This is a genomic window from Acutalibacter sp. 1XD8-33, from assembly GCF_003612555.1.
Classification (GTDB): domain Bacteria; phylum Bacillota; class Clostridia; order Oscillospirales; family Acutalibacteraceae; genus Acutalibacter.
Genome location: NZ_RAZF01000008.1, coordinates 39582 through 56250, shown reverse-complemented (window position 1 = coordinate 56250; position 16669 = coordinate 39582). Strand labels below are relative to the sequence as shown.

At 45.4% G+C, this 16669-nt stretch carries 15 protein-coding genes and 5 tRNA genes; 3 read left to right on the top strand and 17 right to left on the bottom strand.

Annotation, left to right across the window (positions count from 1 at the left end; all coding sequences use genetic code 11):
* Positions 1-94: 94 nt before the first annotated feature.
* From metF to D7X94_RS08140, 3 genes are read left to right on the top strand one after another with little or no spacing between them, the layout of a single operon-like run.
* Positions 95-958: a methylenetetrahydrofolate reductase [NAD(P)H] gene (metF, locus tag D7X94_RS08150; protein WP_120427233.1), complete on the top strand. Its 864-nt coding sequence runs from the start codon at positions 95-97 to the stop codon at positions 956-958.
* Positions 959-963: 5 nt separating this feature from the next.
* Positions 964-1608, top strand: a complete 645-nt coding sequence (locus D7X94_RS08145; protein ID WP_120427232.1) for a vitamin B12 dependent-methionine synthase activation domain-containing protein — start codon at positions 964-966, stop codon at positions 1606-1608.
* Between the two features lies 1 nt (position 1609).
* On the top strand, positions 1610-3988 hold the full coding sequence (locus D7X94_RS08140; RefSeq protein ID WP_120427231.1) for a homocysteine S-methyltransferase family protein: 2379 nt from the start codon (positions 1610-1612) through the stop codon (positions 3986-3988).
* A 134-nt stretch (positions 3989-4122) separates the two neighbouring features.
* Here D7X94_RS08140 and D7X94_RS08135 read toward each other — a convergent pair whose 3' ends face one another.
* From D7X94_RS08135 to D7X94_RS08055, 17 genes are all read right to left on the bottom strand, one after another.
* Entirely contained in the window at positions 4123-4914 is a 792-nt protein-coding gene (locus D7X94_RS08135; RefSeq protein ID WP_120427230.1) for a TIM barrel protein, read from the bottom strand.
* A complete protein-coding gene (locus D7X94_RS08130; RefSeq protein ID WP_120427229.1) occupies positions 4911-5429 on the bottom strand; it encodes a GNAT family N-acetyltransferase in 519 nt (172 codons plus the stop codon). The genes D7X94_RS08135 and D7X94_RS08130 overlap by 4 nt, the downstream gene beginning before the upstream one ends.
* Before the next feature lie 61 nt (positions 5430-5490).
* Positions 5491-5565 (bottom strand) — tRNA-Cys (locus tag D7X94_RS08125).
* Between the two features lie 49 nt (positions 5566-5614).
* A tRNA-Gly gene (locus tag D7X94_RS08120) sits at positions 5615-5690 on the bottom strand.
* Between the two features lie 3 nt (positions 5691-5693).
* Positions 5694-5769 (bottom strand) — tRNA-Phe (locus tag D7X94_RS08115).
* Positions 5770-5794: 25 nt separating this feature from the next.
* Positions 5795-5871: transfer RNA gene (locus D7X94_RS08110), tRNA-Asp, on the bottom strand.
* Between the two features lie 11 nt (positions 5872-5882).
* Positions 5883-5959, bottom strand: a tRNA-Val gene (locus D7X94_RS08105).
* A gap of 85 nt (positions 5960-6044) precedes the next feature.
* The gene (gene hslO / locus D7X94_RS08100) at positions 6045-6941 is read right to left on the bottom strand and encodes an Hsp33 family molecular chaperone HslO (RefSeq protein WP_120427248.1); all 897 of its coding nucleotides are present in this window, start codon (positions 6939-6941) and stop codon (positions 6045-6047) included.
* An 11-nt stretch (positions 6942-6952) separates the two neighbouring features.
* The gene (locus D7X94_RS08095; protein ID WP_120427228.1) at positions 6953-7699 is read right to left on the bottom strand and encodes a class I SAM-dependent DNA methyltransferase; all 747 of its coding nucleotides are present in this window, start codon (positions 7697-7699) and stop codon (positions 6953-6955) included.
* A gap of 1 nt (position 7700) precedes the next feature.
* Positions 7701-8003, bottom strand: a complete 303-nt coding sequence (locus tag D7X94_RS08090) for a YerC/YecD family TrpR-related protein (protein ID WP_120427227.1) — start codon at positions 8001-8003, stop codon at positions 7701-7703.
* An 89-nt stretch (positions 8004-8092) separates the two neighbouring features.
* The gene (lysA, locus tag D7X94_RS08085) at positions 8093-9397 is read right to left on the bottom strand and encodes a diaminopimelate decarboxylase (RefSeq protein WP_120427226.1); all 1305 of its coding nucleotides are present in this window, start codon (positions 9395-9397) and stop codon (positions 8093-8095) included.
* A gap of 9 nt (positions 9398-9406) precedes the next feature.
* A complete protein-coding gene (gene yihA / locus D7X94_RS08080) occupies positions 9407-9994 on the bottom strand; it encodes a ribosome biogenesis GTP-binding protein YihA/YsxC (protein ID WP_120427225.1) in 588 nt (195 codons plus the stop codon).
* Entirely contained in the window at positions 9991-12447 is a 2457-nt protein-coding gene (gene lon, locus D7X94_RS08075) for an endopeptidase La (protein ID WP_120427224.1), read from the bottom strand. The genes yihA and lon overlap by 4 nt, the downstream gene beginning before the upstream one ends.
* A 69-nt stretch (positions 12448-12516) precedes the next feature.
* Positions 12517-13821, bottom strand: coding sequence for an ATP-dependent Clp protease ATP-binding subunit ClpX (gene clpX / locus D7X94_RS08070; protein ID WP_120427223.1), 1305 nt, complete (start codon positions 13819-13821; stop codon positions 12517-12519).
* Positions 13822-13839: 18 nt separating this feature from the next.
* Complete coding sequence (gene clpP / locus D7X94_RS08065) at positions 13840-14421, bottom strand: ATP-dependent Clp endopeptidase proteolytic subunit ClpP (RefSeq protein WP_120427222.1); 582 nt, start codon at positions 14419-14421, stop codon at positions 13840-13842.
* Between the two features lie 92 nt (positions 14422-14513).
* Complete coding sequence (gene tig / locus D7X94_RS08060) at positions 14514-15836, bottom strand: trigger factor (RefSeq protein ID WP_120427221.1); 1323 nt, start codon at positions 15834-15836, stop codon at positions 14514-14516.
* A gap of 143 nt (positions 15837-15979) precedes the next feature.
* The gene (locus D7X94_RS08055; RefSeq protein WP_120427220.1) at positions 15980-16669 is read right to left on the bottom strand and encodes a metallophosphoesterase; all 690 of its coding nucleotides are present in this window, start codon (positions 16667-16669) and stop codon (positions 15980-15982) included.

Genomic DNA, 16669 nt, shown 5'->3' with positions numbered 1-16669 from the left:
GGGAAAAAGTATTCTCTTTTCAAAATGAGCAAATTATGATATAATAAACGCGTGAAATTTCTGTTTGTAGAGAGATATAAGGGGATGAATACGTATGAAGATTCGAGATCTACTGAAAGAGGAAAATAAAATAACATTTTCCTGTGAAATATTTCCGCCCAAAAAGGAGGGAAATTTCAACGAAGTTTTTCAGGTTGTAGATCGTATCAGCGCAATGGGGGTAGATTTTATAAGTGTAACCTATGGCGCCGGCGGAAGCACTTCTAAAAAAACGACAGAAGTTGCCTCCTATATTCAAAATCAGTGCAGAACAACTGCACTTGCTCACCTTACCTGTATTGATTCCACGCAAAGGCATATCCATGACCACCTAGAAGGACTAAAGAACTGCGGCATTGAAAACATTATGGCTTTGCGTGGTGATAAGCCAGTCGATTTTGCAGGCCCTGGTCAATACAGCCATGCCATAGAGCTGATTCGGGATATTCGCCGCAACGGTGATTTTTGTATCGGTGGCGCCTGCTATCCTGAGGGCCATGTAGAGTGTTCTCATAAAAAAGAAGATCTTCTTTACTTAAAAGAAAAGGTAGACGCGGGGGTGGACTTCTTAACCACACAGATGTTTTTTGATAACAATCTTTTCTATAATTTTCTCTACAGGGCCTTAGCCGTCGGAATTCGTGTTCCAATTATCCCTGGAATTATGCCAATTATCAATGCCAAACAGGTCAAGCGCTCTGCAGAGCTATCTGGTGCAGCTATGCCCGCGCGTTTTCTTGCTATTGCGGACAAGTTTTCAGATAATCCCCAGGCAATGGAACAGGCGGGGGTGGCCTATGCTACAGATCAAATTGTTGACTTGATTGCCAATGGTGTAAAGCATATTCACTTGTATACAATGAACCGGCCCACAACGGCAGAAAAGATTCTTCATAATCTCGACCATATTTTAAGGTGAACGTTATGCTGGATAGAGATGAAGTTCTTCGGTATATAGGGGCTGCACAGAATAATGACACAATAAATTCCATGATTAACCGGGCAGAAGATGAAGTGATTCGGACATCTCGGCCAAAACATATTGCGCGTCTTGTCTCTATAGAAGTGATCGCCTCTGAAGATTGCATAATCTTAGACGGAACGCCAATAAAGAGTAGAGATTTATCGCAGCATTTGGAGGGATGTCAGCAAGGTTTTCTTTTTGCCAGTACTTTAGGGGTTGGTGTTGACTCACTTGTAAAGCGATATAGCATTACAAATGTTCCTATGCTTCCTGTAGTGCAGGCTGTTGCAGCAGCTTATATTGAGCATTATACGGATATAGCACAGAAAGAATTGGAGGACTATGCCGAACAGAACAAAATGTATCTTCGTCCCAGGTATAGTCCTGGCTATGGAGATTTTCAGCTGGAAAATCAACGCATAGTATTTAATATGCTGGAAATCTCAAAGAAAATTGGGGTCACGCTCACAGAAAATTTTTTAATGGTTCCGTTTAAATCGATAACAGCGATAATCGGACTTTCTAGGGATCCCTCTCTTTGTCACATTAATAAATGTATGTCTTGTTCTATGAAAAATTGTCCATTTAGGAGGAAAAAATATTAATATGGATTCTATTCTGGAAAATTTCGGAAAAAAAGTCCTCTTCTTTGACGGCGCTATGGGCACCATCCTACAAAGTATGGGATTAGCTGCCGGTGAAGCGCCCGAGCTATGGAATCTAAGCTATCCTGAAAAAGTCCGGGAGGTCCATCTTTCTTATTTAAAAGCTGGAGCGGATATTCTTAAAGCAAATACATTTGGTGCAAATCCTTTTAAATGCCATGATAACCATACTGACCTAAAAACTGTAGTCTCTTCAGGGGTTCAGTTAGCCCGTCAGGCAGTCGCTCAGGCTGGCCATGGGATGGTTGCTTTGGATATGGGCCCAACAGGAAAGTTGCTGGCCCCATTGGGTGAACTGCCCTTTGAGGAGGCGGTTCAAGCCTTTTCTCAGATGGCGCAAGCCGGAACAGCCGCTGGTGCAGACTGCGTTTTGATTGAAACAATGAATGATTTATATGAAGCAAAGGCTGCTCTTCTGGCTGTAAAGGAGACCACTTCACTTCCAGCTTTTGTAACATTGACATTTGATGAGCAGGGTAAACTGCTTACTGGAGGAGATATTAGAACTGCGGCAGCGGTATTAGAAGGCCTTGGTGCAGATGCAATGGGAATGAACTGTGGATTAGGCCCTGCACAAATGTTGGGATTAATTCAGGAGCTTCGTGCGATCACTTCGCTGCCATTGATAGTGAATCCCAATGCGGGGTTGCCCAGGGAGCAGGAAGGAAAGACCTTGTATGATGTAGGTCCCGAGGAATTTTCTTTATTGATGAAGGAGATCGTAAAGGCTGGCGCCTGGGCGATTGGCGGATGCTGCGGGACCACACCGGACCATTTGCGCCAGACAGTTTCTCTTTGTAACACGATACCTTGTCAGAAGCTGCCTGAAGTCCATTCTACTGTGGTGACATCTGGAAGCCAGACGGTAGAATTCGGCAATTTTCCTGTAATTATCGGCGAGCGTATCAATCCAACAGGAAAGTCCAGATTTAAACAAGCTCTTCGGAACAATGATTTGCCATATATTTTGCGGGAAGGGATTGCACAGCAGGACGCGGGAGCACACATTTTGGACGTTAATGTGGGGTTGCCTGAGATTGACGAACAGGACATCATGTGCCAGACAGTGACAGAATTGCAGTCCCTCTCCCCTCTGCCTTTGCAAATTGACACTTCTGATCCTGAAGTTATGGAAAGCGCCATGAGGATTTATAATGGGAAGCCACTGGTAAACTCTGTGACAGCAAAACAGAGTTCCATGGAGGCGATCTTTCCTTTGGTAAAAAAGTATGGCGGAGTTGTCATTGGTCTAACCATCACAGAAGCGGGCATTCCTGAAACTGTACAGGGCCGTGTAGATGCCGCGCGGCATATCATTGAAACTGCCGAAACCTACGGAATCACAAAAAGAGATATTATTATTGATCCCCTTACTATGGCAGTCAGCGCGGGAAAGAATGCGGCGCTTGTTACATTGGAGGCGCTGGCTCGAATCCGTCAGGAATTAGGGGTATATACGTCTTTGGGAGTTTCAAACGTTTCCTTTGGTCTGCCGCAACGAGAAAACGTGACAGCAGCGTTCTTTCTTATGGCTTTGCAATCAGGATTGAACGCTGCAATTATGAACCCCCTTTCAGAAGGAATGATGCGTGCTTACCGGGCCTTCTGCGCTCTTTCCGGCTATGATGAAAACTGTATGGCCTATATTGATGCGTATACACAGCAATCCCCTTCCGCGCCTGTTACGGCTGTAGCTGATTATTCCCTACGGGAAGCCATTGAGAAAGGACTAAAAGATGCCGCAGCCCTGGCTGCTCAGAAAGCGGAGAAAAATATGTCAGGCCTAGAACTAATTGATCAGGAAATCATTCCTGCTTTGGATGAAGTCGGCCGAAAATTTGAGGCGAAAACGTTGTTTCTGCCCCAGCTGCTTATGAGTGCGGATGCCGCAAAAGCTGCCTTTGACGTTATCAAGTCCCATATAGGCGGTCAAAGCTCTGAACAAAGCAAATTGACGATTATTATTGCGACGGTGAAAGGAGACGTCCATGACATTGGAAAAAATATCGTAAAGGTGCTTTTAGAGAATTATGGCTTTCATGTAATCGATTTAGGGAAGGATGTTCCTCACGAAGTGGTAGTAGATACTGTCAAGAGAGAGCGGGCTGGATTGGTAGGCCTTAGCGCACTGATGACGACTACTGTAGTGAATATGAAAGAAACCATACAGCTTCTTCGTCAGGAGACTCCTTGGGCTAAGATTATGGTAGGCGGCGCGGTGCTCACGCAAGAATACGCCGACATGATCGGTGCGGATTTTTACGGTGCGGATGCGATGGCCTCTGTGCGATATGCAATGAGCTTGGCAAACGAGCTATAAATTACTATATAGTAAAAAGGCTTCAATTGACTATATTAAAGAAAAGCGGTATTAAAAAAGGCCCAGTCTGGAGGAGTTTCTCCCTACTGGGCCTTTTCTTATCGTAGTGTTTTCCCTGGAAATCTATTGTCTTTTCATCGTGAGTCATGTTGATGTAGCCAGTCTACAGATTCCAGGAGTGCCTGAACAGTTTTTACCTCCAACACCGCCCGGCTATGAGTTTTCTTAGCCAAATCGATATGCCAAAGTAGATCCAGTTCACCGGAACCTAAAGCCAGATGATTTTTTCCACCCAAAGCGTCGTGAATGTGGAAATGACGCAGCCTATTTTCATGTTGGAGTAAAAAAGGCCTGTCCGCATTCTGAGCACTATGATTGTGTCCAATATCGAATGTTAGTTGAAATAGCGGGCTTTGCAAGAGCAGCTCCAATGCCTCCTGCAAAAAGGGCAGTGCAAAATTCCCGGTATTCTCAATACAAATAGAGAGATTACACCCCTGTGCAGCTGCCTCGCACAATTCAATTACTTCCCGCAGGCGATCTAGAAACCGATCTTTATACATATTATAAAGATACATCTTTTTCTCAGGAAGCGTAAAATATACTCCGGGCAGCAAATGCATATTAAGAATAGGGACCCCAAGCACTCCAGCTATTTTGATTGTCTCAAGCAGTGTCTGCAAATAGGCGTCCGCAATCCTTACATTAAAATTACACATATCTAAATTCTCATCCAGATGGATTGTAAAATAAATTTGATGGCAGCTTGCCACACCTTGAAGTAGAGGAATATCCCATTTCTGGTATTCCGGCAAGTTCATATTCAATTCCACAAATTGAAATCCTAGCGTCCGGCACAAAGCTGCGGCATGTTCTAGGTCTGTAGCCTCCAATAATGTTGGGATCCCCCAGTCAAGATCCCTCATATCTTTTCCCACTCCTCTCTCGTGATTCCATAAACCTTGGTAATCGTATTGACCTCGTCTGAAAATTCCTCCAAAAGACGCATTCCATTGGCAGCTGCTGTGGCACAAGAGGCAGTGTTGGTATGATTCATGTAAGAAAAAACCATTTGAAAAGGGGTATTCTCAAAGAGCCAATTCCGACAAGCCCGCGCGGCTTCGCAGGCATATCCTCTGCGCCAGTACTCTTTATGAATATGGTAGCCTATCTCCGGCTTAATTCGTCTCCCAATTTGCTGCATAGTGATGCCGCAGTCTCCAATTAAGCGGTTGTTTTCCTGCAAAACCACGGCCCAGAGTCCAAAACCAAAAATGCGGTAATTTTCTTGATTCCAGCGGATCCAGTCTGCCACTTTCTCCTCATTAAAGGGATTTGGATAAAACTGCATGGTTTCCCGATCAGAGAGAATCTCAAAAAGCGAACCAAAATCATTCTCTGTCAATTCCCGCAAGATCAATCTTTCCGTTTTTAATGTCATGTACTCTTCTCCCCCTTTTCTAAAATAAAAAGCGCTACAGACAAAATGTCCATAGCGTTTTTGGAGGTGACACCCGGATTTGAACCGGGGAATGAAGGTTTTGCAGACCTTTGCCTTACCACTTGGCTATGTCACCACTTTCAAGAAAAGACGCTCCTACAAAAAGGTGCGTCTTTTCTCATTCCTGGAGCGGACGACGAGGCTCGAACTCGCTACCTCCACCTTGGCAAGGTGGCGCTCTACCAGATGAGCTACGCCCGCAAATGGTGCCTCCGATCGGAATCGAACCAATGACACGGGGATTTTCAGTCCCCTGCTCTACCAACTGAGCTACAGAGGCAAATATAGTTCCCAAAGGAACTATTTGGCGACCCGGAACGGGCTCGAACCGTCGACCTCTAGCGTGACAGGCTAGCGTTCTAACCAACTGAACTACCGGGCCAAATTTAAATATGGTGGGGACAATAGGACTCGAACCTATGACCCCCTGCTTGTAAGGCAGGTGCTCTAACCAGCTGAGCTATGCCCCCTCATGCGCCTTTCAAAGCAATCTTCCCCGGCGACGTTTATTATTTTACAAGATTTGGCCGGATTTGTCAATAGGAAAATTCAAAATTATTTATCTTTTTTTTGAGATCTTTTTGCCAACACATCCAGCTCATCTTTGGAGAAATAGTATTTCCGATTACAATACTGACAGACTGTTTCTGCCATTCCCTGATCATTAAGAGGCAGTGATGCCAATTCTTTCGCCCCCAAAGTTAATAGCACACGAGAAAACCGGTCCTTGCTGCAATTACAAGCATAATCTATCTGAAATTCATCCAACTTTTCCACATGGAAACCATTGAGGGTGCATCGGCACATTTCTTCCGGCCCGAAGCCTTTTGCCAGCATAGTCGTAACTGAGTCCAACTTTGCCAGATTATTCTCTAGCTGTGACAGCACCGCTTCATCCGCGCCGGGCAGCGCCTGAATAAGCAGGCCGCCTGCCAGCATAGACTCCCCAGTCTCCTTATCCACCAGAACACCCAAAGCGCAAGCGGTAGGAGTTTGCTCACTGGTAGCATAGTAATTTGTTAAGTCTTCTGCGATTTCTCCGCTTACAAGCTCTACCTGCCCGGAATACGGCTCACCCGTTCCAAAATCCCGGATTACTGCCAGTCTTCCATGATGGCCAACAGCTCCTCCAACATCCAGTTTTCCGTCGGATCTTAAAGGCAGCTCCACGCCTGGATGATCTACATAGCCACGCACATTCCCCTTACTATCTGCTAAGGCCAACAGATTCCCCAAAGGACCGTCACCAGCAATTTTTAAGGTAAGTGTGGCATGGGCTTCTTTCAGCATCGCTCCCATCAAAGAAGCTCCTGTAAGCAGCCTGCCCAAAGCCGCACAAGAGGTTTTTGTCAACCCGTGTAGACGCTGTGCGGTATAGACAAGCTCTGAAGAATCTATGGCAGATGCCATCAAACTCCCGTCTGAGGTAATTGTACGAATAATGCGGTCCATAATTGCGCTCCTTAACATCCTTTTCTTGCGGCGACCACCACTCGTTGGCTGTCTTTTCTAGGGGGCTCAAAACTCAGCTCATCAAATAGATGTATCTTATCAAAGCCCGCCATCTGTAGCCAGTGTGTAATATACTGAATTGGATAGGCAAACTCAGAGAATCGTTCCCTGCTTCGATGATATAAATCTCCTTCCCGATGGAAAAAGTCTAGAGAAATATCCACCCTACCTGTACTGGAAATAAAACGGTTCTGCCAGACACAGTATATTCGCTCCATATCATAGATATAAGTATTTGACCCCAATATTTTTTCATGCTTATACAGGGTATTCAAATCAAAGACAAAGTATCCGCGCGGTTCCAGAAAAAGTGCGACCTTTTGAAAGGCTTTTTGCACCTCTTCCTTTCCCTGAAGATGGTTTATACTATCTAAAGAACAAAAAACCGTGTCAACCGTGCCATATAAATCCAGATCCTGCATCTTTTGCTGTAAAAACAGAATGTCAGCCCCAGCGTCTATGCACTTTTCCCTTGCTCGAGAGAGCATTTCCACGGATGCATCCACACCGTAAATGTCAATGCCTTTACGATACAGTTCTAAAGTCAAGGAACCAGTGCCACACGCCAAATCCAATGCCAAAACAGGTTTGTGACCCAAGCGTTTCAGCAATACCAAAAAATATTCCGCTCTACGAGAATATTCAGCATTTATGGTTAATTCATCATAAAACTCCGCAAATACAGAATATCCAGCCATGCTAATTCTCTTGTCCGGGAATTCCCATGCGCTCAAAAACCAAATGATAGCCATCGCTTCCATAGTTTAGGGCTCGGGCAACCCGACTGATTGTCGCGGTGGATGCGCCTGTCTTAGCAACAATATCCGCATATATGTGTCCTTCCATGAGCATCTGTGCCACAGCAATCCGCTGAGACATTGCTTTCAATTCAGGAACCGTACACAAATCCTCAAAAAAATGATAACATTCTTCTGGGGTTTTTAACGACAGAACCGCTTGAAAAAGTGTATCAATGTTTTCGTCTTGCAATTTTTCTTTCATATGCATTTCATCTCCCCGGTCTTAGCCTTCAAGGCGGATCATGCGGTATAATGCTGATTATAACACAAAACCCCAAAAAAGTAAATGATTTATATGTCATTTCTTAACAAATCCTCATAAGTTTCTCCCTTTATAATTACGCGACTCTGTCCATGGCTCACCATTATACAAGGCGGACGCAAGTTACGGTTATAGTTGGAAGCCATTGAATAATTGTAAGCTCCGGTAGAAAGCACTGCCAAGATGTCCCCCTCTTCTGGCGGCTGTATAAGTGTATGTTCTTGAATCAAATCTCCACTTTCACAACATTTTCCTGCTATCGTGGCAGTATACGCTGCAGGCTGAGCGGCTTTATTGGCGATCAGACAGGTATAGTCAGATTGATAGAGAGCATATCGAGGATTCTCAAACATTCCTCCATCAATTGCCACATAGTTCCGCACCTGAAGGATTTCTCGGATATTTCCCACGGTGTAAAGCGTTATCCCAGACTCGCCGACAATCGAACGACCAGGTTCAATATAGATTTTGGGAAGACTCAATCCCAACTCTGTACATTTTTCATGAATTACGGCAGAAACCGCTTTCATGTACTCATGATACGGAATAAAATCGTCCTTTTCTGTGTAGTGGATTCCAAATCCGCCACCTAAATTAAGATGATCCAACTCCACACCCAGCTCCTGCTTTATCTGATTGTAAAGATTCAGCATGACTTCTGCCGCGTGAACAAAAGGAAGTTTCTCCATAATTTGCGATCCAATGTGGCAGTGCAAACCTATCAACTTTACACCTGGCAATTCCAAAGAATGCTTTGCCGCTTGAAAAGCTTCACCGCTGGCCAGGTCTAAGCCAAATTTGGAGTCAATCTGTCCTGTACGAATGAATTCATGGGTATGAGCATCGATTCCTGGTTTTACTCTTAGAGAGATCAAGGCGACCTTTTCTTTTTCAGCAGCGATCTTTCCTAATTGTTCCAATTCTGAGAAATTATCGACTACAATATCGCCCACATTATTTTCCAGGGCAAATTCTAATTCAGCTGTGCTTTTGTTGTTTCCTTGAAAATGAATATTTGCGCCAGAAATACCGGCTTTCAGAGCGGTGTATAGTTCCCCGCCAGAGACAACTTCAATATCCAATCCTTCGCTGGAGACAATACGGCACATTTCTTTGCAGCAGAATGCTTTGCTGGCATAAATGGGACGGCCATTCCCCCCATAAAATTCTTGAAAAGACTCTACATAACTTCTGCATACCCGGCGGATCTCGTCCTCACTCATCACATAGAGTGGCGTGCCATATTGTTGAGCCAAATCTATTGTGTCACAATCGCTAATCGATAGATGACCTTTTTCGTTAACCTTTAAGCATGGCGAATAAATATAAACCATTCCCTTCTCTTAGCTTATTCCCTGGATTGAATCGCATATCTTTTCCTGAATATCTTTTAATCCCGTGCCCTTTATTGAAGAAAACGGATAAAACACCAGTCCAATACTTCCGAAAATATTCTGGAAAAGTTCCATCTGTTTTTGCGTTTCACTTTGGTTCAGCTTATCGCTTTTCGTGCATATTACGGCGAAAGGTAATCCGCTTGCCGACAAAAAGTCTATCATTTGCATATCGTCCGCAGTTGGTTTATGGCGCATGTCTACCAACTGCAGAACCAATGCAATGGGACGTTCTTGGGCGAAATAGCCATTGACCAAAGTAGCCCACCGCTCCTTTTCACTTTTTGAAACTTTGGCGTAGCCGTAGCCAGGTAAATCTATAAAACGACAATGATCTAACCGAAAGAAATTAATTGTTGCCGTTTTACCCGGAGTAGCACTTGTGCGCGCAAGTGCCTTTCGATTTACAAGTTTATTGAGCAGCGAAGACTTGCCCACATTTGATCGCCCAGAAAACACAATCTCCGGCAATTGGGGCTTGGGCAACTGATTGACCGTACCTGCTGCCAGTTCAAACTCTGCATTTTGAAAATTCACTGGTAACTCCTTTGCTGAGAGCTGCTGTCACAGGCGTATCCTGATGCGGGCTGCTTGGAAACTTCGGCCTGAAGTACGGCTGCCGGCTCTTGGGGCATTGGCCGAGGCATATACTGTAGAGCATACTCAAAAACAGTATCAATGCGTTTAACAGGCACAAACTGCACATGATCCTTTACAACCTGATCCACTTCGGCAAGGTCCGGTACATTATCGGCGGGGATGATTACCGTGTGAACTCCATTTTTATATGCGGCCATGGACTTTTCCTTTAGTCCTCCAATGGGAAGAACCCTTCCCTGGAGGGTAATTTCTCCGGTCATGGCCACATCGTGACGAATCGGTATTCCGCACAGCGCGGAAGTAATGGCAGTTGCCATGGCAATTCCGGCGGAAGGCCCATCCTTTGGAACCGCTCCTTCCGGCGCATGAACATGAATATCACATTTTTCATAAAACTTTGGAGAGATTCCCAGCATATTTATCCGAGTACGAATGCAGGTAATCGCGGCATTGGCGGATTCCTTCATAACGTCGCCGAGAGAACCGGTGAGCTGAATCTTCCCCGTGCCGGACATTACAGCTACTTCTATGGGGAGCAGTTCACCTCCCACACTGGTCCAGGCCAGCCCGTTCACCAGGCCAATGGTGTCCTCTTTTGATGCATTGTCCCTTGTATATTTTTGGGGGCCCAGGAGCTCCTCTAACAGATTAGGTTTCACAGCGTAGCTCTCAAAATCTTCTTCCAGAACAATCATTTTTGCCACTTTACGGCAAATGGCTGCAATATTGCGCTCTAAAGTACGTACCCCTGCCTCTCTGGTGTATCCATCAATGAGCAGCCGCATAGCCGGTTTGGAGAATTTCAGCTGAGTGGGCTTAATCCCATGCTTATCCAACTGCTTTTTAACCAAGTGCTTTGTGGCGATATTCATTTTCTCTTCCAGAGTGTAACTTCCCAGCTCAATGATATCCATACGGTCGTATAGAGGGCCAGGAATTCGAGAGGCATCATTAGCGGTAGTAATAAACAGCACCTGACTCAGATCAAATGGCATATCTATGTAATGGTCTGTAAACTCCGCATTTTGTTCCGGATCCAAAACCTCCAAAAGAGCGGAAGCAGGGTCGCCTTTAAAGTTTGCACCCAATTTATCAATCTCGTCTAATAAAAGGAGCGGATTTTTTACACCAGCCTGTTTTACAGCATTAATGATGCGTCCTGGCATAGAACCTACATAGGTTTTCCGGTGTCCCATAATCTCCGCTTCGTCGCTTACTCCTCCCAGAGAAACCCGCGCGTACTTTCGTCCGGTAGCTTGCGCAATTGAACGGGCAATCGATGTCTTTCCCACACCAGGAGGGCCAACCAAGCAGATAATCTGTCCGCTTGGTGCAGGCGCTAATTTTTTAACAGCCAGAATCTCAATAAAACGCTCCTTTACTTTCTTTAGGCCATAATGGTCCCTGTCCATGATTTTTTGGGCATGCTTAAGATCTAATCTTTCTTTGGATACCTTATTCCAGGGTAATTCCAAGCAGGTATCCAGATATAGACGAATAACACTGGCTTCATGAGAGCCGGTGGGCATATGAAAAAGTTTGTCGCATTCTTTCAACAACTTTTCCTCACAGATCTGCGGTAGATGTAAGGCAAGAACCTTTTCTTTTAACTCATCAGCTTCCTGCTGCGGATTGTCGTCCTCACCTAATTCACTGGTAATTGCCCGAAGCTGTTCTTTTAAAAAGTATTCCCGCTGGTTTTCATCAATCTGCGCTTGGGCTTTCTGGTTGATTTCGTTCTCCACTTCTAAAATCTGAATTTCTTCTGTGAGCACTGCAATAAGCTTTTGCATCCGTTTCAGCGGACGCAATTCATCCAGGACAAACTGCTTGCGCTCAAAATCAATGGAGATGTTGGAGGCAATATAATCCGCTAAGCGGCCGCAGTCTTTTTCTTGCAACACACCTAACAGGACGTCTGGAGGAACATGCTTAAAGAGCCTGAGATATTCGTCGAATTTTTCATGGATAATCCGAATCAAAGCCTCTGACTTAATCGATTTCTTATAAGTCAGCACTGGACATTTTAGGATATTCCCCAGCAAATAGGGCTCTTCTTGGACAAGGGAGACAATCTCTCCCCGACAGATTCCTTCCACATGCAGCTTGGCGCCATCCTCAGAATGGTGAAGTACTTGCTTAATCCGGGCAATTACCCCGACTTTATAAAGATCCTCCCCTACCGGTTCCGTATCGGCCATATGAACCTGAGAAACCAAGAAAATAAGTCTGTCCCTCGAGATTGACTCTGAAGCGGCCAATACGGATTTTTTTCGAGTGATGTCGAACTGCAGCATCATCCCCGGAAAAAAGACCAGGCCACGAACTGCCAAAACAGGCAAAGTAATATTTGTATCATTCTTTTCATTGGATTCTGTTAAATTTTGCATGATGTTCTCCTAAAACCAGCGAAAGACTGCAGCCATTCTTATGGCGGCAGCCTTCGAGCTGTTTGGTTTTCACGACGCCGAATCCCGGCGTTCTCTGCGTTTGGGTGTTGTAATGCGAATCTTCATTGGCTTACGATCTTTGTTATAGGTGATATCCGGACCAGTGCTCTTTTCTACCATGTCCTTCGTTACCACTACTTTCTCAACGGTATAGTCGCTGGGAACTTGATACATAACCGGCATGAGCAGATCTTCTAAAATGGAGCGTAACCCACGAGCGCCTGTTTTGCGCTCCAGTGTTTTCTTTGCAACAGAAACCAGCGCTTCATCAGTGAACTCCAAATCTACTCGGTCTAAGTCGAACAACCTCTGATACTGTTGTATCAAAGAATTTTTGGGTTCCTTCAAAATGCGGACAAGAGCTTCCTCATCCAAAGCCTCCAGGGAAGAAATCACCGGGATGCGGCCCACAAGTTCCGGAATTAGGCCATACTTCACTAAATCATGAGGCGTTACATCCCGCATCCAGTTTTTTTCATCCAATTCTCTTTTCCCATGAACTTCGCCGCCAAACCCCAATGAGCTGGCTGCCATTCGCTTCTGCACAACCTTTTCCAGACCGTCAAAAGCCCCGCCGCAAATAAAGAGGATATTAGACGTATCAATATTGATGGCTTCTTGCTGGGGATGCTTTCGCCCGCCTTTAGGTGGCACGCTGGCGACAGTGCCTTCTAAAATCTTCAGCAAGGCCTGTTGAACGCCTTCGCCGCTGACATCCCTAGTAATAGACTGATTTTCCGATTTACGGGAAATCTTATCAATCTCATCAATATAAATGATGCCTCGCTCTGCCCGGAAAATATCATAATCCGCAGCCTGAATCAGCCGGAGCAGAATATTTTCCACATCGTCGCCCACATAGCCGGCTTCTGTTAACGTAGTAGCATCCGCTATTGCGAAGGGTACGTCCAGCAGCTTCGCCAATGTCTGAGCCAGATAGGTTTTACCTACGCCAGTTGGCCCCAAGAGCAGAACATTGCTTTTAGAAAGCTCTACTCCACCATCCCCAGAAAAGTAGATACGCTTATAATGGTTATAAACCGCCACGGAAAGGGCAATTTTTGCTTCATCCTGCCCCACAACGTATTCATCCAATTTACGCTTGATTTCAACAGGCTTAGGTAAAAGGATGCTGCCGTCATGCTCGCTGGTTTTTCCCCGCTTTAAGCGATCCTCGTCACTGATAATTGACATGCATAACCGTACGCAGGAGTCGCAGATATACACTCCCGCACCAGCAATCAGTTGTCCAGCCATGACTTGCGGCTTGCCACAAAAAGAACAGGCAATATCGTTTTCGTTATTCACAGCCATCCATCCGCTTCCTTTCTGTTATCTCTTATCAATCACCTTGTCGATCAATCCATACTCAAGAGCCTCTTGGGCAGTCAGGAAATTATCCCGTTCGGTGTCCCGTTCCACAACTTCCAAAGGCTGGCCGGTACGTTCAGATAAAATCTGATTCAGCCGCTTCTTAGTACGCAGAATATGATTGGCGTGGATGCTGATATCCGTAGCCTGGCCTTTTGCGCCGCCGCTAGGCTGATGAATCATGATTTCACTATTAGGAAGGGCAAACCGTTTTCCCTTGGCTCCGGCAGCCAAAAGGAAAGCTCCCATACTGGCCGCCATACCAATGCATATCGTAGACACATCGCATTTAATATACTGCATAGTATCATAAATAGCCATGCCGTCTGTGATAACACCGCCAGGACTGTTGATATAGAGGGCGATGTCCTTTTCAGGATCCTGGCCTTCCAAATACAGTAGTTGGGCCACAACTACGCCTGCAGAGGCGCTGTTTACATCCTCGTTCAGCATAACAATACGGTCGTTCAACAGTCGGGAAAAAATATCATAGGAGCGTTCGCCCCTGTTGGTCTGTTCTACTACGTACGGTACTAGGCTCATCGTTTCAGATTGCTCCTTTCACAAGACGCATTTTTTATTATGAATACAAACAATAAGATTTATTCCATATCCAGTAAATTTAGCCCCGGTTTTTACTCTTCAGAGGATTTTTCTTCTTCTGGCTCAGGCAACTTTTCGGTGAAAACGGCATTGTCCTTTACCAGATCCATGGCCTTCTGGTTGGCGATGTCCTTGCGGATATCCTTGCCACGCACCAGATTTTTTACATTTTCCAGGGGTACGCCATAGGCGTCAGCAACCTTCTTATATTCTTCCTCAATTTCTTCCTCAGTGATTTCTAGGTTTTCCAGTTCTGCGATCTTAGCCAGCCCCAGGCGTACCCGGATCTGCTGTTCTGCCCGCTCATGATACTGCTCCCGCAGGCTTTCTACCGTGCCCTGGGTATACTTTAAGTAAGTCTCCAGATTCATGCCTTGGTCCCGCAACTGCATATCGAAGGAATTGATAATTTCATCAACCTCCCGCTCTACCATCATATCAGGAATCTCAGATTCCACTTTGTCTACAATAGCTTTGATCAGTTGCTGCTCCACATTGGACTCCGCCGCCCGCTCTTTACGGCTGCGCACTGTATTTTTCAGGTCTTTGCGGTATTCCTCCACCGTGTCGAATTCGCTGACATCCTTCACAAACTCATCATCAAGCTCCGGCAGTTCCCGACGTTTGATCTCATGAAGTTTGATCTTAAACACGGCGTCCTTCCCCTTCAGCTCTTCCGCGTGATACTCCTCCGGGAACTTCACGTTTACATCAAACTCATCCCCTGCGTTATGACCGACTACCTGCTCCTCAAAACCGGGGATAAACTGTCCGGAGCCCAAGGTCAAATCAAAATTCTCCGCTTTGCCGCCGTCAAATTGTTTCCCATCCGTATAACCGTCGAAATCAATGACTACGATATCTCCGTTTTCCGCCGCACGGTCCTCTACTGTGACCATGCGGGAATTGCGCTGGCGGATCCTCTCAATTTCATCATCCACTTCGGTGGAAGTAGGCTCGGTCGACTCCTTAATTACCTCAATCCCCTTGTAGCCTTCGATCTTCACTTCGGGTTGAACGGTAACCGTCAGCTTTGCCAGAATACCGGTTTCCTTCTTGATTTCCTCAATACGGTAGCTGGTTACCCCCACAACTTCTAATCCGGATTGCTCAATAGCAGCATTCATCATAGGATTATATAAATGATCTACCGCAGATTGAAAAAACACGTCCTCGCCATAATACTTTTCAATATAAGCTCTGGGAGCTTTGCCCTTACGGAATCCTGGAACGTTCATTTTCTTGCTTTCCCGCTTGCATACCTCGTTGATTGCCTGGTTTAGCTCTTCGGGAGTAACTTCCAGTTCCAGTTCGTACTTGTTGATTTCCACGTTGTTCGATGATTTCAGATTCATTTCGATTTTCCCTCTCAAAGTTAAACTTTATACTCAACCCGGCGGTAAGCGCCGTGCTTTTCAATATCTGGTCTATTATAGCACAATATAAGCGAAGAATCTATACTTTCTTCGTAAATAATCTTAGGAAATTCCCGGAACGCTTATTCTACTAAAACCGGGCAAAATCCTACGTAGTCACAAGAGATTAAGTGCATTTTTATCCCCTGATAATCGCCGGTCAAGGCCTTTTGGGCAGCATATCGACCGTGGATATGTCCAAAATAGCAGTCAGAAACCTGATTTTCCACCAGAATATCCAATATTTTCTGGCATTCCATGCCACCATATATGGGAGGATAGTGCAGAAATGCGGTTAATTTACCCCCAAGGCTTTTGGCCTGTTCCATAGAGGCAAGCAATCTACCCGCCTCCCGGCTGACAATTTTGCGGTCCTCCGCTGTTTCAGAATTATAGAGCCAGCCTCGAGTTCCGCATATTGCCCGATTTCCTACCCGATATCCACAATTATGCAGAATATGCATAGAATAAAATTTATTTTCCATAAGGAAGGTATCAATTTTATTCCGTGTACCCCACCAATAATCGTGGTTCCCTTTCATCAGCAGCTTTTCTCCTGGCAGCGAATGAATGAAGGCGAAATCTGCTGTACAGTCCTCCAACTTCATAGCCCAGGAAATGTCGCCCGCGATGATTACAGTATCCTGGGGAGACACCAAAGAACGCCAGTTATCTGCCAATCGTTGCGTGTAATCCTGCCATCCGGGGAAAACGTCCATCGGCTTGTCCGTCCCAAGGGAAAGATGCAGGTCAGCAATTACAAATAGAGCCAT